This window comes from Thalassospira sp. ABL2_045 (assembly GCF_056161285.1).
Map to the genome: position 1 here is coordinate 805901 of NZ_JBSWYV010000001.1, position 23726 is coordinate 829626.

Sequence of the window (23726 nt, forward strand, 5' to 3'; positions counted from 1 at the left end):
GGAGCATAAAAGATGGACCCAACGGTTCTTATCGTCGAGGACGAAGCTGCAATCGTAACCATGTTGCGCTACAACCTCGAACGCGAGGGGATGCAGGTCGTCGAAGCCGGAGACGGTGACGAAGCGTTGAAAATCATGGCAGAAACCCATGTCGATCTGGTTTTGCTCGACTGGATGTTGCCCGTCATGTCGGGGATCGAGGTCTGCCGCCAGATCCGTCGCAAGCCCGAAAGCCGCGACCTGCCGGTGATCATGGTCACCGCGCGCGGCGAAGAAGGCGACCGTATCCGTGGCCTTGATACCGGCGCGGATGACTATGTCACCAAGCCGTTTGCCATTGGCGAGCTGCTGGCTCGTATCCGCGCGCTTCTGCGCCGGTCCGGTCCGGCGCAACCACAGGGGCAGTTGATCTATTCCGACATCGAAATGGATCTCGCCGCCCACCGTGTCAGCCGCAATGGCAAGGCGATCCATCTTGGCCCGACGGAATTCCGTCTGCTGCGCTATTTCCTTGAGCATCCGGGACGTGTTTTCTCGCGCGAACAGCTGCTGAATGCGGTCTGGGGCCCGAACATCTATGTCGAAACCCGCACCGTTGACGTTCATATCCGTCGCCTGCGCAAGGCACTCAATGACGTCAAAGGCACCCGCGATATCATCCGCACCGTCCGTGCGGCGGGCTATGCGCTGGATTCCGAAACGGCTGCCTAAGCTGGTTTTTGATCCGTGATCCAATGAAAAACCCCCGTTGCAGTGTGCAACGGGGGTTTTTGTTTTAATCGCGTAACGAGTTGGCGTTGGCTTTATGGGGTGTCCTCGGCCGGTTTGTCGGCTTCCTCGGAACTTCCCTGTTTGCGCTGTGTGCGCGGCGCCAGTTCGTTCATCAAAAGCATATCGGCCCGACGGAACTTGGCGATTTCCGCATCGATATCTTCTTGCGGCACCTCGCAGGCGGCCAGAACGTGATCCGATAACCGCAAGCCGGTTTCAAGCACTTCCGGGATGGCGGCATCTGCGCCATGGCGGGACAGTGGCCCGATATGGGTGATGTCCTGCGCACGGGCAAAAATCTTCAGATGCGGATAATGCTGCCTTAAAAGCGCAACCGTCTTCTCGGTCGCATGCGGGTTCCCCATGGCAACAACCGCAATTTTTGCTTCGTCAGTGTGTGCCGCCCGGAAAGTTTCCGGTCTTGATCCGTCTGCGAAATAAACCGGCAGGCCTTCGGCCCGGCCACGCGAAACCTGCTGGGCGTCACTATCAAGCACCAGGAACGGGATGTTCCGGGTTTTAAGCAACCGCGCCAGAACCCGGCCAACGCGCCCGCTGCCGATCACCAGAACATGCTGCTGAATGCCCTCGGACTCTTCGGCGATCTTGCCAAGCTGGTCTTCTTCCTTGGGATGGAGCTTTTCCTCGATCTTGTGACCAAGACTGATCAGGGTCGGGGTCAGGGCCATGGAAATCGCCACCACCGGGATCAGCATCGCCGCAATATCAAGCGGCACCGCCCCGTTCTGGGCCGCCAGGGCAAACATCACAAAGGCAAATTCACCGCCCGCCGCCAGGCTCATAGCCACCCGGATCGCCAGACCGGTTTCAAACCGCATGGCGCGCGCCAGTCCGAACAGAACCGCCGTCTTGATGGCGAGCAACAAGACAAGCCACATGACGATGGTGCCGAACTGGTTATAAACCACGTCAGCGTTGACCGACATGCCCACCGACATGAAGAACAGCGACAGGAAGACCCCGCGGAACGGCGAGATATCGGCTTCGATCTGATGGCGGAATTCGGTTTCGGCCAGCATCACACCGGCAATGAAGGCCCCCAGCGCCATCGAAAGACCGGAAACTTCGGTAAGGGTGCTGGCGGCCAGCACGACAAACAATGTGCCAATGGCAAACAGTTCCGGGTTTTTAAGCGACGCGATATAGCGAAACAGGCGCGGCAAGACATAACGCCCAACCAGCAACAGCAACGCGACCGACCCGAAACCAAGCAGGATGCTCATCCACGGGCTGGTTTCCGTTCCGGCATTGCCTGCCGCCTGCACCATAATCAGGAACGGGCCAACCGCCACGTCCTGCAGCAACAAAATGGCAAGCGCGGCACGGCCAAACCGGGTATTGAGCTGCCGGTCGTCAGAAAGCTGTTTTAGGATGATCGCAGTCGATGAAAGCGCAAGCGCACCGGCAATGACAAGGGCCGTGGGCAGCGCAAACTTCATGGCCACCAGAAGCCCCAAAAGGGCTGCCATCGACACCACAATCTGCAAAACGCCAAGCCCGGCAAAGCGTCCGCCAATGACGCGCAGGCGATCACGCGAAAGCTCCAACCCGATCATGAACAGCAGGAAGACAACACCAAGTTCGGCAACGGTTGAAATGTCTTCGCGTTCGGAAATCAGGCCAAAGCCGAACGGTCCGATAAAGAAACCACCAATCAGAAATCCGATAATCGAATTCGCACGAAGCTTGTGCGCAATGGGAACCGCAATGATCGCGGCAGTCAGAATAAGGAACAGCTCGAACAGAACGCTGTGATGCATGGCGAAAATCGATCCGGCAGGCGGTTAAATATTTGAAAATAACGAGATTAACAGGATAACGAAAATAACCCTGCCAGTCGTGGGTAAATTTGACACATGTGAAAAATTCACACCCCTGTCGCAGCATGCGGTTCAGGCGCGCCGTGTTGTGCTTAAACGGATGCGTGCACACAATGTCACATCCTGATGACTTGCCATTCGGCTTGCCAAATGCCATCTTCCGCGGGCCTGATAAAAGGCCGGTTTAATCGCTTTTAAGACGAGCAGACATTTTGGAACAACTTATCCCCTATCTTCAGATCATCGCAGGTCTTGTTTTACTGACAGCAGGTGGTGAATTCATCGTACGGGGGGCGGTTGGTCTCGCACTTTTGCTCGGCGTTTCCAAAGTCATTGTCGGTCTGACGATTGTCGCAGCCGGGACATCTGCGCCGGAATTTGTCGTTTCGCTAAATGCGTCCCTTAAAGGCACGGCCGATATCGCCATGGGCAACGTTGTTGGCTCCAACATTGCCAATATCCTGCTTATTCTAGGTGCCGTCGCATTGCTAAAACCTGTCGCGGCGTCGCGTGTGACGGTGGTGCGCGACGGGGGCACCATGTTGCTCGGCACGGCCCTGTTCATTGGTTTGTGCATGTTTGGCGTGATCGAACGTTGGGCTGGGGCGATCATGCTCTGTGTGCTGGCGGCGATCTGGTACTTCACCTACAAGCATGACAAAAATTCACCCAGCGAAGCCAGCCACCTGCACGAAGAAGAAGTCGATGAAATCGGTGAAAAGCCCAAGGGCTGGACCAAGCCGATCATTGCGACCGTGATCGGAATTGTCGGCCTGATGCTTGGTGCGGACTGGCTGGTCGAAGGCGGGGTAACGGTGGCCCGTCAATTTGGCGTCTCCGAGGCGGTCATTGGCCTGACGCTTGTGGCATTCGGCACCTCCTTGCCCGAACTGGCCGCATCGGTGGTTGCTGCCTTCCGCGGGCATTCTGACGTGGCACTTGGCAACGTGTTTGGCTCGAACCTTTTGAACCTGCTGGTGATCATTGGCGGTGTTTCACTGATCGCACCGATCCCGGTTCCCGAACAGATCATGAATTCCGATATCTGGATCATGCTGGCTGTGACACTGGGTTTGCTGGGCGTTGCCTATGCCCTGCACAAGATTTCGCGCATCACCGGCGTGGCATTCGTGATTGCCTATCTGGTCTATGTCTTCCAACTTGTCGTAGCATAAAGCATATTGCGTCTAATCTGCCCCATTTTGCCGGAGAAAACCTTCTGTCCGGCGAGGAAAGGACCGCAGTACGTAGCGGGGCTACGTGCAAGGAGCTTGACGCTGCGGGGCGGAAGGTTGTCCCGGCCCGAAGGGTTTGTTTTTGGCGGCGTTTCGCGGCGTTACACCGTTTGACCGATGCACCGCATCGCTCTGCACGCTGTGCCTTGCCAATCGACACGCCAAAAACAAACACAATGGAGCAGATTAGACGCAATATGCTTTAATCAGTTCAATCAGGTTCCGGCGAAGCCGTTATAAGACCGGGACCATATGACAAGGATCGAGGCAGTGATGACAGCTCAGTCTCCAAAGTCGGTTTTGATCACTGGTGCTGCAAAACGCATCGGCCGGGCGCTCACCCTTGATCTTGCGCGTGATGGTTATGACATCGCCCTTCATTGCAACAGCTCGCGCAGCGACGCCGAAACCCTGGCAGGCGAGGTCCGCGATCTTGGCCGGCGCGCCTGCGTCGTTTCCGCTGATTTGACCAACGAAGAAGACACCCATCGTCTGCTGGCCGATGCCAAAGACCAGCTTGGCCCGATCAGGGTTCTGATCAATAACGCCTCGACCTTTGAATATGACGATGTGAAAACTGCGACCCGCGAAAGCTGGGATCTGCATATGGAAACCAATTTGCGTGCGCCCTTTGTCCTGTCGCAAGAGTTCGCCAAACACCTGCCAGACGATTGCAAGGGCGCGATCATTAACCTGATTGATCAGCGCGTTTGGAATCTGACCCCGCATTTCATGACCTATACATTGTCAAAAGCCGGGCTTTGGACCCTGACCCAGACACTTTCCCTGGCATTGGCGCCAAAAATTCGGGTCAATGCCATCGGTCCGGGGCCGGCACTGCCTAGTAGCCGACAAACACAGGAAGATTTCGACGCCCAATGCGCGAAAACACCCCTGAAAATAGGGACAAACCCGCAAGAGATTTGCGACGCGGTTCGATTTTTCCTTGCCGCGCCGGCCATCACCGGGCAAATGTTAGCCCTTGACGGCGGGCAGCACCTTGATTGGGCGCCCAGTGGCGAAGACGATGCGCCCAACGAATGATGCCGGTCGTGATGGGATAAATCACTGCCAAACATCGGGCCGGACATGCAGGGTGACGTTAATCGGGCCATGCAAGAAAGCAGCACAAGGAAGACCGGAATATGACCGCAGGCCTTAAAAAGGATGCCAAAATTACGACACTGCCCTTTGCCGATCTGCCCCATGCAGATCTCGCTGGCAGCCTGCGCCGTGTCTTTGTGCGTGACATGATCATTCACACCTCGATCGGGGTGTATGAACACGAAAAGGAAGCCCCGCAACGCGTTCGGATCAATCTTGATCTCGAAGTGCTCGAAGGCGACGGTGTTCAGAATGACGACATCACCACCGTGCTCAGCTACGAAGATCTGGTTGTCGGCACCCGTTGCATTTGCCAGGACGGCCACACCAATCTTGTGGAAACCCTTGGGGAAAAACTCGCCGATATGTGCCTTGCCGATCCGCGCGTTCGCAAGGTGATCGTCAGAGTTGAAAAGCTCGACGTTTTTGAAGACGTCACGGCAGTTGGTGTTGAAATCGAACGCCACAATAACGCGCGCTGATTACAGCAAACGATCCCGAAAAAATTTACTTTTTCGAGCCGGCAATCGAAGGGACTCTATGATTCCTCTAGGCCGAATCGCGATTGCGCTTATTCACAAGCATCTGGCGAATGTGAATCAAAGGAAAATATTCGATTTTTACGACTGTATTACCGAATGATTTCATGTTGACAGTATTTTTATTGAATTAAATCAATAACTTAACTGTTTTGCTTAATAAATGGGCACTTCACAGAACGTTAAGACTCTCAAGGGGTGCAGGAAGTCACCCCCCTATTACCCACATAGTTATCCACAGACTTGGTGGACATCTTTTTTGGCATGGCGATTCCCCGAGATGCAGTTGCGATGTTAATCTTTTCCGCTATGTTCCAAAGCGTGTTTGCCAGTGACGATCGTCACAACTTTGGATGTATTTTAGAGTCCGTTGCTGCCCAGTTGAACAGCGCCATATTTACGTGATCGCGGAGTGCCTTGATGAAGCCACCAGTTTCCCCCGAAAACCCGGCCGGGGATGATGCCCCGAAACGGGAAATCGGTTTGTCCCTTGATGGTGACAAGACCGAAGGCGGGGCGGCAAGGGGTGTTGAGGCGATCAAGCATGCGCTGAAAACCATGCCGGGGTCGCCGGGTGTCTATCGCATGATCGATGACAAGGATCGTGTGCTCTATGTCGGCAAGGCCAAGAACCTTAAAAAACGCGTGGTGTCCTATACCCGCATCATGCAGTTGCCGATCCGCATTGCCCGCATGGTGGCCCAGACGGTTCGGATGGAAATCATCACCACCCATACCGAGGCCGAGGCGCTCCTTCTTGAGTCCAACCTGATCAAGAAGCTCAAACCGCGCTACAACATCCTGCTGCGCGATGACAAAAGCTTCCCCTATATCCTGATCACCGAGGATCACGACTATCCGCGCATCGTCAAACATCGCGGCGCGCGCGCCAAGGATGGCAGTTGCTTTGGCCCGTTTGCCTCGGCCTGGGCGGTGAATAACACCATCAACCATCTGCAACGTGCCTTTTTGCTGCGTTCGTGCACCGATGGGGTGTTTGCCAACCGTTCGCGTCCGTGTTTGCTGTATCAAATCAAACGCTGTGCTGGGCCGTGTGTCGACCGGATTTCCAAGTCTGAATATGACGGGCTTGTTGATATCTGCCGGGACTTCCTGACCGGGCGCAGTCAGAAAATTCTCAAGCAACTCGAATCTGACATGATGGATGCGTCTGAAAAGATGGAATTCGAACAGGCCGCGATGTATCGCGACCGCATCCGTGCGCTCAGCCAGATCCGCTCGCATCAGGACATCAACCTCGAAGGTGTCGAAGAGGCCGATGTGATTGCCCTTCATCAGGAAGGCGGCCAAAGCTGCGTGCAGGTCTTCTTTTTCCGCTCGGGTTCGAACTATGGCAACCGGTCCTACTTCCCGCGCCATGAACAATCGGCCGAAATTCCCGAAATCCTGTCGGCCTTTGTCGGGCAGTTCTATGCCGACAAACCCGCCCCCAAGCAGGTCTTTCTCTCGCACGAGATCGAAGGCCAGGAACTGGTCGAAACCGCACTTGGCGTTAATAACAATCGCAAGATCGAATTGCTCGTGCCCAAGCGCGGCGGCAAGCGCAAGCTGGTCGAACATGCGCTGACCAATGCCAAGGATGCCCTTGGGCGTCGTCTGGCCGAAAGTGCTACCCAGCGCAAGCTGCTCGAAGATCTGGCCGACAAGCTTGATCTCGAAAGCACGCCCGAACGGATCGAGGTGTATGATAACTCCCACACCCAGGGCACCAACATGGTTGGCGGCATGATTGTCGCCGGGGCCGAGGGCTTCATGAAAAACGCCTATCGCAAATTCAACATCAAGGGCGATATCGCACCGGGTGATGACTTTGCCATGATGCGCGAAGTCCTGACGCGTCGCTTTGCCCGGGCGCAAAAAGAAGACCCGGATCGCGAGAACGGTACATGGCCGGACCTGTGTCTGATTGATGGTGGTCTGGGCCAGCTTGGCGTGGCGCGCGAAGTGCTCGAAGATCTCGGGATCGAAGACGTCATGCTGGTCGGTGTCGCCAAGGGTGTCGATCGTAATGCCGGCAAGGAAGTGCTGCACATTCCCGGCAAGGCGCCGGTGCGTCTCGATATGAAAGATCCGGTGCTGTATTTCATTCAGCGCCTGCGCGATGAAGCCCACCGTTGGGCAATTGGCACCCATCGCGCCAAACGCGCCAAGCAGATTGGCAAAAGCGTTCTGGATTCGGTGCCCGGTGTCGGCGGTGCGCGCAAAAAGGCGCTTTTGCATCACTTCGGTTCGGCCCGCGGGGTCGCCGATGCGGGCTTGGCCGACCTTGAAGCCGTCGATGGCATCAGTGCTGCGCTCGCTCGAAAGATTTATGATCATTTCCACGAAGGAAAGTGATCATCTCTCCCTCAGATATGCCGTTGTTCGTCCATCGAGTCATGCAGAATGCGAACGACGAAGATGTCATTGCCTTCAATGACGTAATAGATCATATGGCGCTTGTGATGATGGCAACACATGCCGGGATGCAGAAAGCTGACATCCCGACCCATGTGTGGCGAATGGACAAGGTTTTGTAGGCAGTCGCGTAAAGACAGGAAATAGTCAGTGGCCTGCTGTCTGCCAAATGTTTCGTGGGAATATCGATATATCCCCTCGAGGTCCTCATCGGCCTTTCGCGATAGGACATAGTCACCCATCGGCCAGCTTCTTTTGCGTGTCCTGAAGAATCTCCTCAGCTGAGCGCGAGCTCCGGCCGCTATTCAGGCCATCCGACAGTGCAGCTTGCAGCATTTTTTGTCTGCGTTGGTCTTGGCGGATCAGATCGCGGATATAGTCGCTGGAACTCGCATACTCTCCCTGTGCAATCTGCGTTTCGACCCATTCTCGCATCAGATCGGGCAGGGATACATTCATCGTTGCCATGAAATGCTCCATTATCTGGGTGTGGCAAATTATGCCAAATATTGCCAAAAGCGTCTATGGTGGATCATTCGGGGCTATGCTCGTTTCTGGGGTCAGGACGCATTAGTTTGATTTGAATGGCAGACGTTATGTTTGTGAAATTCTAGGAAAAGCCCGCAGGGCGGGTCGGCGTCCCGGCCAAGGGTTTTGACGAAGGAGTTTGCAAATATAACGTCTGTCCTTCGGATTGACCGGATTTGCACGGTCTACTTTGTCGCAAAACCTTGAAAGATAAATATCTTCCTGCGGCTTTGCTCCGCGTATCCGCACAAATCTGGTCAACCATTTAAACCAAATTAATGGGTCCTGACCCTATTCGCGCGACCGCTTATGCTGCCGTTTTATTGCAAATGAACACAGACCTTGTGGTCAAGGGACCAAGTCTTTAATAATTGCGCGGCTTTGGGCGGTTATGCCCCATGCCATGACTAGATCCGTGACGTCATCGCCGTAAAATCCGTCAAACAGGCCCCGTTTATGAAGAACCAGATTCCCAATCTGCTGACCATGTCGCGCATATTCGTAATCCCGGCGCTGATTGCGTCGTTTTACATCAATGGCCCGGTTGGCAACTGGATCGGCTTTGCCCTGTTTGCCTTTGCCGGGGTGACGGACTTCTTTGACGGCTATCTGGCGCGCTCGATGAATGTTGTCTCCCCGCTTGGTCGGTTCCTTGATCCGATTGCCGACAAGCTTCTGGTGGCGGCGGCCCTGATGATGATGGTGGCGTTTGAACGCATTTCCGGTTTTGCGGTATTGCCCGCCGTGATCATCATGTGCCGGGAAATCATGGTTTCGGGCCTGCGCGAACATCTGGCCGAGATCAAGGTACCATTGCCGGTCACGGTGCTTGCCAAATGGAAAACCACGGCACAGATTCTTGCGATCGGCTTCCTTCTGGTTGGCGATGCATCGCCCGAAATGATCCCCTCGATCCTGATTGGTGATATCCTGCTGTGGATTGCCGGGATCGTCACGGTTCAGACAGGCTATATTTATCTGCGCACCGGCCTCAAGCATCTCGACTAGGGCCGGACCCCAAGGTGGGACCCAAGGGCAGGACCCCATTTCACGCAATCCGGGACGGCGACCATGTCACGCGTTTCTGTTCAGCAACATGACTTTGACCCAGGTGCCGAACTTTCGGCTCTGACAGACGGGCGCACCGATATCGGGGCGGCGGTCAGTTTTGTCGGGTTGGTGCGTGATATTCATGGTGGGGAAAATGTCTCTGCCCTGACGCTGGATCACTATCCGGGTATGACTGAACGCGAACTGGAAAAGATCGCCGACGAGGCCGCGGCGCGCTGGCCGCTCGATGACATCCGCATCGTTCATCGCTTTGGCCGTATGTTGCCCGGCGAACGTATTGTTCTGGTGATTGTTTTATCCGCCCATCGCCGCGCTGCGTTTGAGGCCTGCGATTTCATCATGGATTTCCTGAAAACCCGTGCCCCGTTCTGGAAACGCGAAGAAACCCCGGATGGCGGCGATAAATGGGTCGTGGCAAAGGCATCCGATGATGCCGATGCCGACCGTTGGAAATAGCCGCTTCGACCCGCGCGCCTAAATAAACTTCGCCAGGATCGATACCAGTTTCTCAAGCCCCTGCTGCAGGGCTGCGGCATCATTGACCTGGGCGCGCAGTTTCGCCATTTCCGCGACATCCGCGTCATCGACTTCCATGGCGTTACTGAGCTGCGCTGTCTGAAGGGTGGCAAGGTGGCTGGCGGCTTTGTCCAGATGGGGTTTGGATTTGACCTGTTCGTTGATCGACGCGCCCTGATAGGTGACAGCAGCATCTGTATAGGCCTGCTGCGCATCTGCAAGCAGCTGTCCGAATGTCTGGCTCATGATGATCTCCCTGTTTCCTAGTTGGTGACGGTTTCAAGAAGCCCGGTGCCGTGTGTTGCAAGTTCTGCCGGGCTGAGGCTGCCGATCTGATCGGAAAGTTTGATGCCGTCTTCGACTGCACTGATCAGGGAAGCCATATCAAGCTTGGCGTAATTGTCGATCTGACCTTGCAGCTTGTTGCCGAGCGCCGAGGCGGTGACAAAGGCACGCAGGGTATCGGCCTGCATCGTGCTTTCATTTGCGATCAGGTTTTCCCATCTTTGCCACCAGGCCTGCACGAGCAGTTTCTCGGCTTCGGGGTTGTTGTGCTCCTGGCTTTTGATCTGATTAAGCTCGGCAATCAGCGTGCTGCGCCGGGTGATGAATTGCGGCGGGGTGCGCGCGAAATCACTGCTGATTGTCGCCAGTTGCTTGCGCAGTTTTTCAAGGATCGGGCCCGATTGCGTCACGGCCGACGCGCCAAGTACTGATCCGGCTTCGATGTTGTCGAAGATCGCGACGAACTGCTGATACTGGCTCCGCAGGTCCTTGAGCGTGCTCTGCCATTTGCGCGCGACATCCGGATCAATCTTCACTGCATCAGGATCAAGCAGAGTATCGATATTGGCGGTTGTGACCTTGCCGGTGAATGCTTCGATATTGGCAACGAACTCGCTGCGCTTGGCGCTATCGGATTTCGGGAAGGGCGCGAACTGGGTGCTATAGGCCGCGTCATAGTGATCAAACGCCTGCTCGGTCGCGCTGCCAAATTGCGTGACCGACAGTTTCAGCGTTTCGGCCTTTTGACTGCAGGCCGCAAGCAGGGTGATCACGCCGATCAGAAAGCTGCGGCGGATAAATGGTATGAGGATTGAAATGGTCATATCGGCCCCGTCTGATGATTTTGCCCGATCGGGCATCAGGTTTCAGACGGGGACGGGGTCGGTTTGTGATCTGCGCAGGTTGATTGTTTGATGAAAACGAATAATCGCGCTGATTATTTGCTCAGCATGAAAAGCGCCTGATTGCCAAAGAAGTTGGAAAAACGGGTCTGACTGCCAAGGCTGAGCTTCGAGCCCGCTTCATTCAAAACCATCATGCGTTCGATGGTCAGATTCATCTCTTCACACAGCCCGACGAAGTCCAGAACCGTGCAGAAATGGATGTTTGGCGTTTCGTACCACATGATCGGCAGGTTGGGGTTTTGCGGCATGCGGCCCCGGAACATCAGATCAAACCGCGCGCGCCAATGGCCGAAATTCGGGAAGGACACAATCGCCTGCTTGCCGATACGCAGCAACTCCGACAGCACTTCTTTCGGGCGCTGGGTCGCCTGCAAAGTCTGGCTGAGAATGGCATAGTCAAACGCGCCATCCGGGTAATCGCCGAGATCCCGGTCGGCATCGCCCTGCATCACGGGCAAACCTTGCGCGACGCAATTGCGCACCCCTTCATTGGACAGCTCAAGCCCGCGGCCATCAACCTTTTTGGTGCGGGTCAGATAGCCCAGAAGTTCCCCATCACCACACCCGATATCAAGCACCCGCGTGCCCGGATCGATCATGTCGGCAATCAGCTGCAAGTCAACGCGGATACGGTCGCTGTGCGCCGGGATGTCCGTGGCGTTTGAAATCGTTTCTTCCATGATTATTTAAGCCCCCGGCCTTCGGCGGCACCTGCGATAAAGCCGCTCAGAACCATGTGGAAATCCGGCTCATCAAGCAGGAACGCGTCATGGCCCTTGTCACTTTCAATTTCAACACAGCTGACATTGCAAGACGCCGCGTTTAGTGCATGCGCAACGATGCGGCTTTCGGCGGTGGTAAAGCACCAGTCACTGGAAAACGAGACAACACAGAACCGGGTTTTGCAGCCCCGGAACGCCTCGGCCAGACGGCCATCATATTCGAGTGACAGATCGAAATAATCCATCGCGCGCGTGATATAGAGATAGCTGTTGGCATCAAACCGGTCGACGAAGCTTTTGCCCTGATGGCGCAGATAACTCTCGATCTGGAAATCATTATCGAAGCTATAGGTGATCGCGCCACGGTTCTGCAGCTTGCGGCCGAATTTGCGATGCAGGGCCGGTTGCGACAGATAGGTGATGTGCGCAGTCATGCGCGCGACAGCCAGCCCGCGTGAGGGTTTCTTGCCTTCAAGCAGATAGTTCCCCCCACACCAGTCGGGATCGGCCATGACGGCCTGACGCCCGACTTCGTGAAAGGCGATGTTTTGCGCCGAATGGCGGAACGAGGTCGCAATCGGGGCGGCGGCGTAAACGCGCTCCGGATAGCTTTTGCACCATTCAAGAACCTGCATACCGCCCATCGACCCGCCAATCACAGCAAACAGCATATCGATGCCAAGCGCATCAATCAGCATGGTCTGGGCGCGCACCATATCGGCAATGGTGATGACCGGGAAATCAAGGCCCCACGGCTTGCCGGTTTCGGGATTGATTTCCTTGGGGCCAGTACTGCCAAGACAGCCGCCAATCACATTGCTGCAGATGACGAAATACTTGTCGGTATCAATAATCTTGCCGGGACCGACAATCTCGGACCACCAGCCTTCCTTGCCGGTGATCGGATGGACGTCATCGGCAACATATTGATCGCCTGTCAGGGCGTGGCAGACCAGAATCGCATTGGATTTATCGGCATTGAGTTCGCCATAGGTCTGATACGCCAGCGTGAAGGGGCCAAATTCCACACCGCTATCCAGGCGCAGCTTTTCCGTCTCGCCGAGCACCATGTGGTGGCCGGGAAGCGGGGGGCGCTTTTCTGTGTCGGTTGCGGTGGGCATGAATGGCGGTTTCCTTGTTTATTAGATGATTTTTCGCACAAACCGGCCCTCTGCTATCGAGCAGACGGCGCGTTTGTTGAAAATTCGCTTGTTCTAGCTATGAAGCAGAGCCGGGGTTAGTCAATCTTTTCTTTGCATTTCTGCGGCCCTGTCCTAATACTGTGCGCCGTTCAAAAGAAGAGTAGATTATGGCGTTAGAGCACCTTGCATCAAGTCGACTGCATTCTGCCGACGACAGCATTTTGTCTGGCAAGAAGATGCGCGCAGGGCGTAGCGGAGCTACGGGCAAGTGCTTCGACGCTGCCGGGCGGAATGCTGTCCCGGCCCGCAGGGTTTGCTTTTGGCGGGGTTTGGCTACGTCACATCCCTTGGACGATGCGCCGCATCGACCTGCGCGCTGTTCCTTGCCAAACCGCACGCCAAAAACAAACAGAATGGAGCCGACTTGATGCAAGGTGCTCTGAACGACAAAAATTTGGCAAATCTTGACCTGGATGACCTGCGCGGAGAGATCGACGAGATCGATCAGGCGCTGCAATCCCTGATCATTCGCCGGACCAAGGTTGTGCAGGCTGTCGGAGCCTATAAGGACCGCGTGATCGCAGCCGGTGGCAAGGTCAAGGTCCCTTATCGCCCGGCCCGCGAAGCGCGGATCATGCGCACCCTTGTCGATCGTCATGAAGGTGCCTTCCCGAAAACCGCCCTGATCCAGATCTGGCGCGAAATGATCGCCGCCGGAACGCGCCTTGAAGCGCCTTATACCGTTGCGCTTTGCCGCAATGCTGAGGGTGTGGATTGCTGGGAACTGGCGCGGCTTAATTTCGGCTGCCTGAACGAGATTGTCGAGTTTGATACCCCGCGCGAAGCATTTGGTGCGCTGGAAGAAGGGCGCGCTGCGGTCGGGGTCTTTCCGAAGCCCGAGCTGGGCGAGGCCATGCCGTGGTGGACCCACCTGACCGAGCAAAGTGCTGTGCGCGTTGTTTCCAAACTGCCGTTTGGTGGCCGCCCGGTCGGACGCGGGGAAACGACCGAAGGGTTCGTCCTGGCTGCGATTGAGCTTGAAGACAGTGGGGATGACCGGACTCTGTTTGTTGTCAGCCTGTCGAAAGAGATTTCGATGGATACGGTGCGCAAAAAAATTGCGGATGGTATCGACGGATCGGTAATCCTTGGCTTTTCTGACGATCCTGACGCAGATCGGCGTTTTGTTCTTGTTGATGTGCCGGGATTCTTTTGTAATCGCGCCGATGCGTTTCAGGCGACCCTGGATGCGCAAGGCCTTCGCCCCGAAAGTTTGCGGGTTGTCGGTGCCTATGCCGTACCGATCGCCGGAGACGCACTGAGTTAACTATGCCTGGCTGGCCATGAATGGCCGCTGTTTCCCTTGGGAGAATAATTGATGTCTGCGCCCACCCCACGCCCCGGAATTCTTGATATTGCGCCGTATAAAGGCGGCAAATCCAGTGCTGACAGTGCTCAGCGCGTGATCAAGCTGTCGTCAAACGAAGGCGCGCTTGGCCCGAGCCCGAAGGCCATGGAAGCGCTTCGCAAGTCGGCGGAACGCCTGCATCGTTATCCGGATGGTGGGTGTGACGTGCTGCGTCACAAGCTGGCAGAGAAATACGGCCTGGAATTCGATCAGCTGATCTGTGGCAACGGGTCTGATGAAATCCTGACGCTTTTGATCCGTGCCTATGCCGGTCAGGGTGATGAGGTTCTGTATTCAGAACATGGGTTCCTGATGTATCCGATCGCGTCCATGGGCGTTGGTGCGACCCCGGTTACGGCCAAAGAAACCAACATGACCACCGATGTTGATGCGCTTCTGGCGGCGGTTACCGACAAAACCAAAATCGTCTTTGTCGCCAACCCGAACAACCCGACGGGCACCTATATTTCGGATGCGGAAATGAAGCGCCTGCGCGATGGTCTGCGTGATGACATCGTTCTGGTGGTTGATGCGGCCTATGCCGAATTCATGACCGGTCAGGAAGATTATTCAGCCGGTGAAGAGCTCGTGAAAGCGGGCAACAACACCGTGATGACCCGGACATTTTCCAAGATTTATGGTCTGGGTGGTATTCGTTTGGGCTGGTGCTATGCGCCGCCGGCGATTGCCGATGTGCTGCACCGTCTGCGCAACCCGTTCAACGTGCCGCTGCCGACCCAGGAAGCTGGCGCAGCTGCCCTTGATGACGATGATTTCGTCAATGAATGCGTGCGCCACAATGCCGAAACGTTGTCCTGGTTCCGCGACGAGGTCAATGCGATCGCGGGCCTTAAGGCACATCCGAGCTACGGCAACTTCGTTCTGGTCGAATTCCCAGCGGAAGACGGCAAGAACGCCGATGCCGCCAATGATTTCATGATGGCCCGTGGCGTGATCCCGCGCAAAATCGGTGCCTATGGCCTGCCGCAGATGCTTCGTATTTCTATCGGTACGAAGGAAGAAATGGAAATCTGCCTTCAGGCCATCAAAGACTTTGTGAACGCTTAAAATGACCCATACTGCATCCCAACCGTTGTTTGAAACCGTCGCCTTTATCGGCATGGGCCTGATCGGCTCGTCCATGGCACGTCGCATCCAGCGCGACGGCCTTGCCAACAAAATCACCTGTGCGGTCCGCTCGGATGCGACCCGTGAGCGGGTGCTTGAACTTGGTATTGCCGATGAAGCCTATTGCGACATCAAGGATGCGGTTGGTGATGCGGATCTGGTCATGGTGTGCGCGCCGGTTGGTGCCAATGAAACCATTGGCGCGCAACTGACCGGCGCGCTGAAAAAAGGCGCGATTGTTTCCGACGTCGGCTCGGTGAAACAGTCCGTGATCCGCGACATTGCGCCGCATCTGGATGAAGGGGTGCATTTCGTTCCGGGCCACCCGTTGGCCGGGACCGAGCATTCCGGGCCGGATTCCGGTTTTCCGGAGCTGTTTGAACAACGCTGGTGCATCCTGACCCCGGTTCCGGGCGAGAACGAGGATGCGGTGGCGAAGGTCCGCGCGCTTTGGGAAGCCTGTGGCATGCATGTCGAATGCATGGATGCCGATCATCATGACCGCATCCTTGGCATTACATCGCATCTGCCGCACCTGATTGCCTACACGATTGTCGGGACGGCAACCGATCTTGAAGATGCGCTGCGTCAGGAAGTGATCAAGTTTTCCGCGACCGGTTTCCGTGACTTTACCCGTATCGCGGCATCTGATCCGACCATGTGGCGCGACGTGTTTTTGAATAACCGCGAAGCCGTTCTTGATGTGCTGGGTCGTTTTCAGGAAGACCTGATGGCGCTGCAACGCGCCATTCGTTGGGGGGAGGGTGACAAGCTGTTTGATCTGTTTACCCGCACCCGTGAAATTCGTCGCGGCATTGTCGATGCCGGACAGGACTTCACCAATTTCTCGGCCGAGGGTGAAGACCGCCAGAGCGATGAAAACGCCAAGAAGAAGCCTGCCGAATAGTACCATGATGCCCGATTATTCGGGATAAACCGACGGACAACAGCCCCACATGTTGCACCGTCCGGTCCAAGGGGATTGAAATGTCTGCCACCAACCACGCCGCCCTGACGCGGTTCATGCCGTTCGTCTTTGTGTTCCTGTGGAGCACGGGCTTTGTGGGTGCCAAATTTGGTCTGCCCTATGCAGATCCGTTCGTTTTCCTGTTTGTCCGATTTGTCATCGTCCTGATTTTGATGATCCCGGTCATCTTTTTGATGGGGGCGAAATGGCCAAAAACCTGGCGCGAGGCCGCCCATATCGGCACCACAGGTGTTCTGGTACACGGGGTTTATCTTGGCGGGGTGTTCTGGGCGATTGATACCGGATTGCCTGCGGGGCTTGCGGCCCTGATTGTCGGGTTGCAGCCGGTTGTGACGGCATCTGTCGTCGGGTCGCTTCTGGGCGAGCGGGTCTCAATACGCCAGTGGGGCGGCTTGATCCTTGGCCTGATTGGTGTGGCATTGGTGCTGTTGCCCAAGATCGGCGACGGTGTGGGCATTACCGCATTTGGCATTGGATTGGCGGTTGCTGCCCTGCTTGGCATGACGGCGGGGACACTTTATCAAAAACGGTTCTGCACAGGCATGGACCTGATGAGTGGGACAGTCGTGCAATATGTTGCCGCCAGTGTTTTTGTCGGGGTTATTGCACTGTTCAAAGAGCCGCTGACCGTTGAATGGAGCATGGATTTCATTCTTGCCATGGCGTGGCTGGTACTGGTTCTGTCCATCGGGGCGATCATGCTGTTGATGGTTCTGATCAAGCAGGGTGAAGCCACCCGTGTGGCCAGCATGTTCTATCTTGTGCCCCCGACAGCGGCGTTCTTTGCCTGGGTTCTGTTTGACGAGCAACTGGGCGTTCTGGGATTTGCCGGGTTCGCGATTGCCGCCCTTGGGGTGGCATTGGTGATCATGAAGCGATAGGGTCCAACTAATCAAATCAGCAAAAAGCTGTTGGAGGAAAGTTTGACGGGCGCCCGCGAAAAATGGGTTTTTGGATATGGTTCGCTTCTGTGGCGGCCCGGTTTTGAGTTTGCCGAGTGCGCGCGTGCGTTGCTACCGGGCTACCACCGGTCGTTCTGCATCTATTCCCATCATTACCGCGGCACCCCGGAAAATCCCGGTTTGGTTCTTGGCCTGAACAAGGGCGGGGAATGTGTCGGTAACGCGTTTCGCATCACGCCGGAAAACTGGTCAAAGGTGAAAGCCTATCTTGATGAGCGCGAACTTGTAACCAACACCTATATTCCGGCGGATGTCGAGGTCGAGCTTGATGACGGGCGCAAGGTGATTGCGCACACCTATGTTGCCGATCCCAGCCATGAACAATATGCCGGGAACCTGCCGGTGCGCACGGCCGTCGAGATCATTGTGGCGGCCCATGGCAATGTCGGTCCGAACCTTGAATATCTTGAGAACACGGTCAGCCATCTCGACGAGATGGGCATCATTGATCCGCCGCTGCATGATCTGATGGATCTGGTCCGCCGCGAATATGGCGAGATCAACATGGGGGCGGGTATCTGATGCGCCAGTCCAGCGGAAGCGCCGTTTCTTCCGGTCAGAGTGGTGCGCAAACACCCATGACCGTGGCCTATATCATGTTGGTGTGCTGCACGTTGATGTGGGGGTCAAACCACGTCGTGGCACGCGGCATCAACGAAACTGTGCCGTTTGAAGCGCTTTCGTTCTGGCGCTGGATCGTCGCGATCTGCCTGTTGCTGCCGTTTTGTGCCAAATATCTGCGTCGTGACCTTGCGATCATGTCCGAACACAAACTGTCGATGTTCTTGATCGGCTTTACCGGTGTGTTCCTGTTTTCGGTGGTGATTTATCTCGCGGCCTATAACACGACGGCGGTCAATACGGGGCTTTTGAATGCGACGACCCCGATCTGGGTGTTGTTGTTTGCAGCCCTTTTAACCGCCGACAAGCCACGCCTTGGTCAATGGCTGGGTGTGCTGATTGCCGGGGCGGGGACCGCGACCATCATCGCCAAGGGCGATCCGTCGGTTTTTGCCCGGATGGATTTCGTTCTGGGTGATGTTCTGGCGATGATGTCGGCCATGGTCTGGGCGGCTTATTCGATGTTTTTAAAACGCGCCCCCAAAGGTGTGCATCCGCTCAGCCTTGTGTTCGTTTCCGCCCTGATCGGTTTGTGCTTCTTGACCCCGCTTTATATCTGGGCGCTGGTGGTGGATGAAAAGCCGTTCTTCACCACCCTTGATCCGGTTTGGCCCGATATGCTCAAGATTTTCTATATCGGGGCGGGCCCGGCGTTTCTCGGCTATATGTTCTGGAACAAGGGGGTGTCGATGGTCGGCCCGGCCAAGGCCGGGGTGTTCATGTATCTGATCCCGGTCTGTTCAAGCGGCCTTGCCATCGCCTTTCTGGGCGAGGCGCTGCATCTTTATCATCTGGCGGGGATCATCCTGATTGTTTCGGGCATCTGGCTTGTGACCCGCAAAAAGACAGAGCGCGTTCGCGTCACAAAGCCATAAGAAAAAGCCCGCACACCAGATGGTTTTGCGGGCTTTTTGCATACGACTGCATCGGATCAGGATGCGTTGTCTTTTGCTTCGAGCTTGTCTTCTTTTTCCTGCTCTGCCGCGATGTCATCAGAGGTGAGCATCGGGAGCTGGAATTCCGTTTGTGCCTCTGCCTCGAGCTCGCGGGTGCGGGTATCAATGCGGTGCTTGATTTCCTTCATGAAGGTCTTGCGATCCAGTCCGACTTCCATGGCAGGCAGGAATTCCATGGTGACCCGACCACCATATTTCATGAAGCTGTCGCGCCCCCAGAACATGCCGGAATTGAGTGCAACCGGAATGACCTTGGTATCGGGGAAGGCTTTATAAAGCGCAAAAATGCCCGGGTGATACGGGCGGTTGGAACCCGGAGGGGTTCGCGTGCCTTCGGGGAAGATGACCACCTGACGGTTTTCTTCCAAGGCCTTGCCAGCCCCCTTGATCATGTCCTTGAGGGCAGCACTGCCCGCCGAGCGATCAACGGCGATCTGGCCCGACAGAACAAGGAACTGTCCGACCAGCGGAATGCGTGTCAGTTCCTTTTTCAGGATATAGGCCGGATCGCTGACCACGGTGTGGAAGGTCAGAGTTTCCCAAGCCGACTGGTGTTTGGCGACAATGATGCAGGGACCACTGGGCAGATTTTCCAGACCGGTAAAGCGTTTGCGCATGCCAACCGAATAGCGCAGCGCCAATTGGGTCAATCGACACCAGGCATGCCCGACAAACTGGTTGGCCTTGCGGCCACACACCATCAAGGGCATCAACACAATGCACAGAATGGCAGTGCCGCCGAAAAACAACACGTTAAAGAGCAACGCGCGCAAAGCAATCATTCAGACAAAATCCTTCATGGGCCGAAATATCCGCTGTTTGTAACAGCAATATGACGATCAGAAAATGCCGATTGTTCAGCCATCCTTGCCCGTGACATTGGATGCGGAATAATCATCAAGGTCCGGGGCGTCGCCGGATGTTCCGCCGGGGCTGCGCAGGGCCTTGCGGTCGCCGTTCGGCAACCAGTTGAGCAAGGTGTTGCGCAGGCTGGCAAAAACATACTTGTTATATTCGCTGGCGATCAGTGCGGTGCTGCCCGGGAAGCGCCACCAATTGTCGATTTTGACATTATCGGGAAAGACCGGGTGGGCGATGATTTCGACATCGGGCATCAGGCTTTTGAATTCCAGAAGCGATCTTGGCATGTGGTAATTGGCTGTGACGATGCGCAGGCTTTTATAGTCTTCCTCATATATCCAGACCGCCGTTTCAATCGCATTGCCACGCGTGTTTTCCGCGACATGGCCCAAAACGACGCAGCATGAAATCAGACGCGGGTCGGATTTGCCAACCGAGAGCAATTCATCGACTTCAACACCGCGATAGACACCCGATATGAACAGCTTGTCGGCAAGACCGCGCACCAGAAGACGACGACCTTCGGACAGGCGTTCGCTGCCACCGGTCAGAACGACAATGGCGTCGGTTTTTTCGGTCGGGCTATCGACGGCCTTGGGGATGTAATCGACATACCACACAAAGCCCGCCGCCCAGATCAGCCCGCAGACAATCAGGGTCGAAAGCAAAAAACGAAACCGCCGGAAGCGGCGGCGATGCTGCACACTAAGCGGGGGCTTGTTCATGAATGCGTGCCTAAGTGGGGGCGATCTGGCATGAATTCGGAACTCCTGAGAGGGCCAAGGCCATGATCCCGAAAGGGAAGTGATAACAACCGACTATACGAAGACCATCAACGGGTTACAACATCCGTTGTAGGACACGCAGTACGGTTCGGGTGGCGGTGATGCCCGCGACCATCGCAACAATGAAGGGAATGGCGACGATCAGGCCGATAAAGGTCGGGCTGAGAACAAGGGACGGAACCGGCCAGCCCGCACGCATGCCAAGCCAGCCGATCAGGGCCGATACCGGCAGCGCAATCAGAAGACCGATCAGCGCACCAAAGAAGGCCAGGCGTTGATTGTGACGGCCGAACTGACGGGCGATATAGCCATCCTGTGCCCCGATCAGATGCAGCAATTCAATGATGCGATGATGGATCGAAAGCCCGGACCGGGTGGCAAAAACCACCGACAGCATGGTCGCGCCAAACAGCACAAGGATCAAAACGACGAGTGCGAGTTCGACCGAAAAGGCAACATCGGCAATGCGTTCAATCCAGATGCGGTGATCATCAAGCACGGCTTCGGGTGCGACAACGTCCAGACGCCGTTCAAGGGCATCAAAGTTAAAGCCGGTTTCAGGCGTGATTTCGATGATGCGCGGAATGGGCAGTTCGCTCACAACCTCGTCCGGACCCAGCCATGGTTCGAGCAGGGCGGCCATGGTGTCGGCGCTGAGTTCCTCGATCCGTGCAATGCCGGGCAGGGGGGAAATCTGTTCGATGATGGCATCCACGGTGCCTTGCAGGGCTTCTTCGCGTTCAGCGGGGGATTTGTTGGCAAGCTCGGTCGGGGGGACCTGGATCGACAGGCTGCCTTCGATCTGGCCCGACCATTGGCCGACACTGTCATGCAGGGCCGCCAGCCCGACAATCGAGAAGGTCAGAAGCGCAACCATCAGGGCGACGATGCTCGGCAAGAAGCGCGAGGAAGAGTCGCTTTCAAGAGGAAGGTGCGATGGTGGTGCGCGAAATGCCATGATCGTGTGTTGGTCCTGTTGATCCCGTTTACGAGTCTTGAAGGTTAAGAGGCCTGGCGTTAGCCGCTGTTGGTGACGTCATGCAAGGTACCACCTTCGAGCAGCCATTGGGTATGGCCAAAGCGGCGGACAAGATTACGGTTGTGGGTAGCGATCAGTACGGTGGTGCCGAGTTTGTTGAGCTCTTCAAACAGATAAAGCAACCGCATGGCGATTCGGTCATCGACGTTACCGGTCGGCTCATCGGCCAGAAGCAGGGCCGGGCGACCAATGACGGCACGCGCGATGGCAACACGCTGTTGCTGGCCACCAGACAGGCGCGAGGGCGGTGCATTGACGTGATCGCCAAGCCCAACCCATTCGAGAAGTTCGGTGACGTTTTTGCGAATCTGCAGGTCTTCGACGCCGGCCACACGCAGCGGCAGGGCAACGTTTTCGAATGTGGTCAGGTGGTTGATCAGGCGGAAATCCTGAAACACCACACCGATCTTGCGGCGAATCGCGGGCAGTTCTTCACGCGGGATGCGGATATTATCGCGCCCGAAGATCGAAATTTCGCCCCGTGTCTGACGCAGTGCCAGATATAAAAGCCGCATCAGGGTCGATTTGCCCGCGCCCGATGCGCCGGTCAGGAAATGAAAACTGCCGCGGCCCAAAGAAAAATTGAGGTCGCGCAGGATTTCCGGTCCGGATTCATAGCGGACTCCGACATTCCTGAAACTGACGACGTCGGTCAAAACTCTTGCTCCATCTGGGCGAATGACGGTCTTTGCGGGCAGAAGGCTTGGGTTGGGACCCTAGCAGTTTATAGCGGCTTTCTCCATTATCTGACAGGGTTGGAAAGCGGCCTTGTCATGACAATATCGAAAATGAATTAACCGGTTAGAACGGTTTCTTGTCTATTTTAGGGTGTCATGAACAGCGGGGCTATCCGGTGGTTTGACACCCAAATCCGGGCAGCTTCTGTTATCTGTGCTTAACAGTCTGTTAAATCGCGGCTATTTACATATAGTGTAAGTCTTCACTGACGGCACAGGGGGACCGTCAGTCGCGATCAGCTACTTGCCTTCCCCCGTGTTTGACGCCGCCGTCATCGATATGCCAGGTTTGCAATGATCATTACTTGCCCAGAGTGTTCCAAGAAATACTCAGTTAAGACAGAAGCAATCGGCCCCAAGGGCCGAACCGTGCGCTGTAAAAGCTGCGGCAATAGCTGGCATCAGGACCCGCCCGGCGCAAAGAAGGCTGCCCCGGCACCTGCACCGGCTCCGGAAAGTGATATCCCGGCCCCGTTCAACGAGGAAGGATCGCTTGGTGCTGATTTCAATGCAGATCAGATGGGCGGAGCGCCGGTTGATCCGGGCTTTGAAGAAGCCGACAAAATTCCTGATCCGCCCCCGATTCCCCAGCAGCTGATTCGCAACAATCCCAAGCCGGAGCCCAAAAAGAAAAAGGGCATCATTGGCTGGATCATCTTCCTGCTGTTGCTTGGCGGGATTGGTGCGGGCGGATATTTCGCCAAGGACCAGATCATCGAGATGTGGCCGCCGATTGCCAAGGTCTATGACATGGTCGGGCTTGATGTCCCGCATGTGGGCGAGGGTCTTGATATCCGCGAACTGCCGCCGACCCGTGAAGAAGAAGACGGTGTTGATGTGCTCGTGGTTCGGGCCGAGATCGTCAATGTCAGCGAAGAGCCGCGTGCGCTTCCTTACCTTCTGATCGAGCTGCTTGATCCGCTTGATCGTGTGGTTCAGCGCAAGAAGGTGCCGCTGATTTATGATGAATCGCTTGTCTCGACCGGTGCGGAAATGCCGATGGAGCAGCAGATGCTGCCGACCGGCGAAAGCATGCAGGTCGAAACCAAGATCCGCCGTCCGAACCCGACGGCAACCCGTTTGCAGGTGACGTTCCTTGATCCGCGTGAGGCGATTGAGCCTTAAGCGATCCGGGCATGACCCATGAAATGAGAAAGGCAGCAC

The 23726-nt window shown here is 55.9% G+C and carries 25 protein-coding genes; 14 read left to right on the forward strand and 11 right to left on the reverse strand.

What is annotated here, in order from left to right; all coding sequences use genetic code 11:
* Positions 1–12 precede the first annotated feature (12 nt).
* The gene (phoB, locus tag ACXAIA_RS03650) at positions 13–711 is read left to right on the forward strand and encodes a phosphate regulon transcriptional regulator PhoB (RefSeq protein WP_033067877.1); all 699 of its coding nucleotides are present in this window, start codon (positions 13–15) and stop codon (positions 709–711) included.
* Between the two features lie 92 nt (positions 712–803).
* Here the strand turns inward: phoB and ACXAIA_RS03655 are convergent, their stop codons facing one another.
* Positions 804–2552 carry a cation:proton antiporter domain-containing protein gene (locus ACXAIA_RS03655; RefSeq protein ID WP_475348152.1) on the reverse strand — a complete coding sequence of 583 codons (1749 nt, stop codon included), beginning with the start codon at positions 2550–2552 and terminating at the stop codon, positions 804–806.
* Positions 2553–2824: 272 nt separating this feature from the next.
* On the opposite strand from ACXAIA_RS03655, the gene ACXAIA_RS03660 reads away from it, so the two are divergent.
* From ACXAIA_RS03660 to uvrC, 4 genes are all read left to right on the forward strand, one after another.
* Entirely contained in the window at positions 2825–3787 is a 963-nt protein-coding gene (locus ACXAIA_RS03660) for a calcium/sodium antiporter (protein WP_475348153.1), read from the forward strand.
* Positions 3788–4120: 333 nt separating this feature from the next.
* Positions 4121–4891, forward strand: a complete 771-nt coding sequence (locus ACXAIA_RS03665) for an SDR family oxidoreductase (RefSeq protein ID WP_475348154.1) — start codon at positions 4121–4123, stop codon at positions 4889–4891.
* Positions 4892–4992: 101 nt separating this feature from the next.
* Positions 4993–5433 carry a dihydroneopterin aldolase gene (gene folB, locus ACXAIA_RS03670; protein WP_475348155.1) on the forward strand — a complete coding sequence of 147 codons (441 nt, stop codon included), beginning with the start codon at positions 4993–4995 and terminating at the stop codon, positions 5431–5433.
* A gap of 477 nt (positions 5434–5910) precedes the next feature.
* A complete protein-coding gene (gene uvrC / locus ACXAIA_RS03675; RefSeq protein WP_475348156.1) occupies positions 5911–7848 on the forward strand; it encodes an excinuclease ABC subunit UvrC in 1938 nt (645 codons plus the stop codon).
* 11 nt (positions 7849–7859) lie between these two features.
* Here uvrC and ACXAIA_RS03680 read toward each other — a convergent pair whose 3' ends face one another.
* Both ACXAIA_RS03680 and ACXAIA_RS03685 read right to left on the reverse strand, forming a co-directional pair.
* On the reverse strand, positions 7860–8150 hold the full coding sequence (locus ACXAIA_RS03680) for a type II toxin-antitoxin system RelE/ParE family toxin (RefSeq protein ID WP_475348157.1): 291 nt from the start codon (positions 8148–8150) through the stop codon (positions 7860–7862).
* Positions 8143–8376 carry a type II toxin-antitoxin system ParD family antitoxin gene (locus ACXAIA_RS03685; RefSeq protein ID WP_475348158.1) on the reverse strand — a complete coding sequence of 78 codons (234 nt, stop codon included), beginning with the start codon at positions 8374–8376 and terminating at the stop codon, positions 8143–8145. The genes ACXAIA_RS03680 and ACXAIA_RS03685 overlap by 8 nt, the downstream gene beginning before the upstream one ends.
* 516 nt (positions 8377–8892) lie before the next feature.
* On the opposite strand from ACXAIA_RS03685, the gene pgsA reads away from it, so the two are divergent.
* Together pgsA and ACXAIA_RS03695 are read left to right on the forward strand one after the other, a co-directional pair.
* Positions 8893–9444 (forward strand): CDP-diacylglycerol--glycerol-3-phosphate 3-phosphatidyltransferase, encoded by a 552-nt coding sequence (pgsA, locus tag ACXAIA_RS03690; RefSeq protein WP_475346875.1) that lies wholly within the window; start codon positions 8893–8895, stop codon positions 9442–9444.
* A gap of 63 nt (positions 9445–9507) precedes the next feature.
* Complete coding sequence (locus tag ACXAIA_RS03695; protein ID WP_475348159.1) at positions 9508–9963, forward strand: molybdenum cofactor biosynthesis protein MoaE; 456 nt, start codon at positions 9508–9510, stop codon at positions 9961–9963.
* A gap of 18 nt (positions 9964–9981) precedes the next feature.
* Here the strand turns inward: ACXAIA_RS03695 and ACXAIA_RS03700 are convergent, their stop codons facing one another.
* The 4 genes from ACXAIA_RS03700 to metX all read right to left on the reverse strand — a co-directional run bounded on the left by ACXAIA_RS03700 (position 9982) and on the right by metX (position 13056).
* Positions 9982–10269 carry a hypothetical protein gene (locus tag ACXAIA_RS03700; RefSeq protein ID WP_475348160.1) on the reverse strand — a complete coding sequence of 96 codons (288 nt, stop codon included), beginning with the start codon at positions 10267–10269 and terminating at the stop codon, positions 9982–9984.
* A 17-nt stretch (positions 10270–10286) separates the two neighbouring features.
* Positions 10287–11168: a hypothetical protein gene (locus ACXAIA_RS03705; protein WP_475348161.1), complete on the reverse strand. Its 882-nt coding sequence runs from the start codon at positions 11166–11168 to the stop codon at positions 10287–10289.
* Between the two features lie 77 nt (positions 11169–11245).
* Entirely contained in the window at positions 11246–11893 is a 648-nt protein-coding gene (gene metW / locus ACXAIA_RS03710) for a methionine biosynthesis protein MetW (protein ID WP_475348162.1), read from the reverse strand.
* 2 nt (positions 11894–11895) lie between these two features.
* Complete coding sequence (gene metX / locus ACXAIA_RS03715) at positions 11896–13056, reverse strand: homoserine O-acetyltransferase MetX (RefSeq protein ID WP_475348163.1); 1161 nt, start codon at positions 13054–13056, stop codon at positions 11896–11898.
* A 475-nt stretch (positions 13057–13531) separates the two neighbouring features.
* On the opposite strand from metX, the gene ACXAIA_RS03720 reads away from it, so the two are divergent.
* From ACXAIA_RS03720 to ACXAIA_RS03745, 6 genes are all read left to right on the forward strand, one after another.
* Positions 13532–14404 (forward strand): chorismate mutase, encoded by an 873-nt coding sequence (locus ACXAIA_RS03720; RefSeq protein ID WP_475348164.1) that lies wholly within the window; start codon positions 13532–13534, stop codon positions 14402–14404.
* 51 nt (positions 14405–14455) lie between these two features.
* Positions 14456–15553 carry a histidinol-phosphate transaminase gene (hisC, locus tag ACXAIA_RS03725; protein WP_475348165.1) on the forward strand — a complete coding sequence of 366 codons (1098 nt, stop codon included), beginning with the start codon at positions 14456–14458 and terminating at the stop codon, positions 15551–15553.
* A gap of 1 nt (position 15554) precedes the next feature.
* On the forward strand, positions 15555–16520 hold the full coding sequence (locus ACXAIA_RS03730) for a prephenate/arogenate dehydrogenase family protein (RefSeq protein ID WP_475348166.1): 966 nt from the start codon (positions 15555–15557) through the stop codon (positions 16518–16520).
* Between the two features lie 80 nt (positions 16521–16600).
* Positions 16601–17482, forward strand: coding sequence for a DMT family transporter (locus tag ACXAIA_RS03735; protein WP_475348167.1), 882 nt, complete (start codon positions 16601–16603; stop codon positions 17480–17482).
* 42 nt (positions 17483–17524) lie between these two features.
* Complete coding sequence (locus ACXAIA_RS03740; protein WP_475348168.1) at positions 17525–18085, forward strand: gamma-glutamylcyclotransferase; 561 nt, start codon at positions 17525–17527, stop codon at positions 18083–18085.
* The gene (locus ACXAIA_RS03745; RefSeq protein WP_475348169.1) at positions 18085–19059 is read left to right on the forward strand and encodes a DMT family transporter; all 975 of its coding nucleotides are present in this window, start codon (positions 18085–18087) and stop codon (positions 19057–19059) included. The genes ACXAIA_RS03740 and ACXAIA_RS03745 overlap by 1 nt, the downstream gene beginning before the upstream one ends.
* 56 nt (positions 19060–19115) lie before the next feature.
* On the opposite strand, the gene ACXAIA_RS03750 is transcribed toward ACXAIA_RS03745, so the two are convergent.
* The 4 genes from ACXAIA_RS03750 to ftsE form a co-directional block, all read right to left on the reverse strand.
* Entirely contained in the window at positions 19116–19922 is an 807-nt protein-coding gene (locus ACXAIA_RS03750) for a lysophospholipid acyltransferase family protein (protein WP_475348170.1), read from the reverse strand.
* Between the two features lie 75 nt (positions 19923–19997).
* Positions 19998–20726, reverse strand: a complete 729-nt coding sequence (locus tag ACXAIA_RS03755) for a YdcF family protein (RefSeq protein ID WP_475348171.1) — start codon at positions 20724–20726, stop codon at positions 19998–20000.
* A gap of 115 nt (positions 20727–20841) precedes the next feature.
* Entirely contained in the window at positions 20842–21744 is a 903-nt protein-coding gene (locus ACXAIA_RS03760) for a cell division protein FtsX (RefSeq protein ID WP_475348172.1), read from the reverse strand.
* A gap of 59 nt (positions 21745–21803) precedes the next feature.
* Positions 21804–22481, reverse strand: coding sequence for a cell division ATP-binding protein FtsE (gene ftsE, locus ACXAIA_RS03765; protein ID WP_475346890.1), 678 nt, complete (start codon positions 22479–22481; stop codon positions 21804–21806).
* Between the two features lie 375 nt (positions 22482–22856).
* On the opposite strand from ftsE, the gene ACXAIA_RS03770 reads away from it, so the two are divergent.
* The gene (locus tag ACXAIA_RS03770; protein WP_475348173.1) at positions 22857–23687 is read left to right on the forward strand and encodes a DUF3426 domain-containing protein; all 831 of its coding nucleotides are present in this window, start codon (positions 22857–22859) and stop codon (positions 23685–23687) included.
* Positions 23688–23726: the final 39 nt, after the last annotated feature.

What these genes read in the sequence shown, in the direction of transcription:
- ACXAIA_RS03735 (WP_475348167.1), top strand. Translation starts at nt 16,601, where the DNA reads ATGTCTGCCACCAACCACGCCGCCCTGACGCGGTTCATGCCGTTCGTC.
- metX (WP_475348163.1), bottom strand. Translation starts at nt 13,056, where the DNA reads ATGCCCACCGCAACCGACACAGAAAAGCGCCCCCCGCTTCCCGGCCAC.
- pgsA (WP_475346875.1), top strand. Translation starts at nt 8,893, where the DNA reads ATGAAGAACCAGATTCCCAATCTGCTGACCATGTCGCGCATATTCGTA.
- hisC (WP_475348165.1), top strand. Translation starts at nt 14,456, where the DNA reads ATGTCTGCGCCCACCCCACGCCCCGGAATTCTTGATATTGCGCCGTAT.
- ACXAIA_RS03685 (WP_475348158.1), bottom strand. Translation starts at nt 8,376, where the DNA reads ATGGCAACGATGAATGTATCCCTGCCCGATCTGATGCGAGAATGGGTC.
- ACXAIA_RS03665 (WP_475348154.1), top strand. Translation starts at nt 4,121, where the DNA reads ATGACAGCTCAGTCTCCAAAGTCGGTTTTGATCACTGGTGCTGCAAAA.
- ACXAIA_RS03750 (WP_475348170.1), bottom strand. Translation starts at nt 19,922, where the DNA reads ATGATTGCTTTGCGCGCGTTGCTCTTTAACGTGTTGTTTTTCGGCGGC.
- ACXAIA_RS03680 (WP_475348157.1), bottom strand. Translation starts at nt 8,150, where the DNA reads ATGGGTGACTATGTCCTATCGCGAAAGGCCGATGAGGACCTCGAGGGG.
- ACXAIA_RS03755 (WP_475348171.1), bottom strand. Translation starts at nt 20,726, where the DNA reads ATGAACAAGCCCCCGCTTAGTGTGCAGCATCGCCGCCGCTTCCGGCGG.
- folB (WP_475348155.1), top strand. Translation starts at nt 4,993, where the DNA reads ATGACCGCAGGCCTTAAAAAGGATGCCAAAATTACGACACTGCCCTTT.
- ACXAIA_RS03705 (WP_475348161.1), bottom strand. Translation starts at nt 11,168, where the DNA reads ATGCCCGATCGGGCAAAATCATCAGACGGGGCCGATATGACCATTTCA.
- ACXAIA_RS03770 (WP_475348173.1), top strand. Translation starts at nt 22,857, where the DNA reads ATGATCATTACTTGCCCAGAGTGTTCCAAGAAATACTCAGTTAAGACA.
- metW (WP_475348162.1), bottom strand. Translation starts at nt 11,893, where the DNA reads ATGGAAGAAACGATTTCAAACGCCACGGACATCCCGGCGCACAGCGAC.
- ACXAIA_RS03760 (WP_475348172.1), bottom strand. Translation starts at nt 21,744, where the DNA reads ATGGCATTTCGCGCACCACCATCGCACCTTCCTCTTGAAAGCGACTCT.
- uvrC (WP_475348156.1), top strand. Translation starts at nt 5,911, where the DNA reads ATGAAGCCACCAGTTTCCCCCGAAAACCCGGCCGGGGATGATGCCCCG.
- ACXAIA_RS03655 (WP_475348152.1), bottom strand. Translation starts at nt 2,552, where the DNA reads ATGCATCACAGCGTTCTGTTCGAGCTGTTCCTTATTCTGACTGCCGCG.
- ACXAIA_RS03745 (WP_475348169.1), top strand. Translation starts at nt 18,085, where the DNA reads ATGCGCCAGTCCAGCGGAAGCGCCGTTTCTTCCGGTCAGAGTGGTGCG.
- ACXAIA_RS03700 (WP_475348160.1), bottom strand. Translation starts at nt 10,269, where the DNA reads ATGAGCCAGACATTCGGACAGCTGCTTGCAGATGCGCAGCAGGCCTAT.
- ACXAIA_RS03730 (WP_475348166.1), top strand. Translation starts at nt 15,555, where the DNA reads ATGACCCATACTGCATCCCAACCGTTGTTTGAAACCGTCGCCTTTATC.
- ACXAIA_RS03695 (WP_475348159.1), top strand. Translation starts at nt 9,508, where the DNA reads ATGTCACGCGTTTCTGTTCAGCAACATGACTTTGACCCAGGTGCCGAA.
- phoB (WP_033067877.1), top strand. Translation starts at nt 13, where the DNA reads ATGGACCCAACGGTTCTTATCGTCGAGGACGAAGCTGCAATCGTAACC.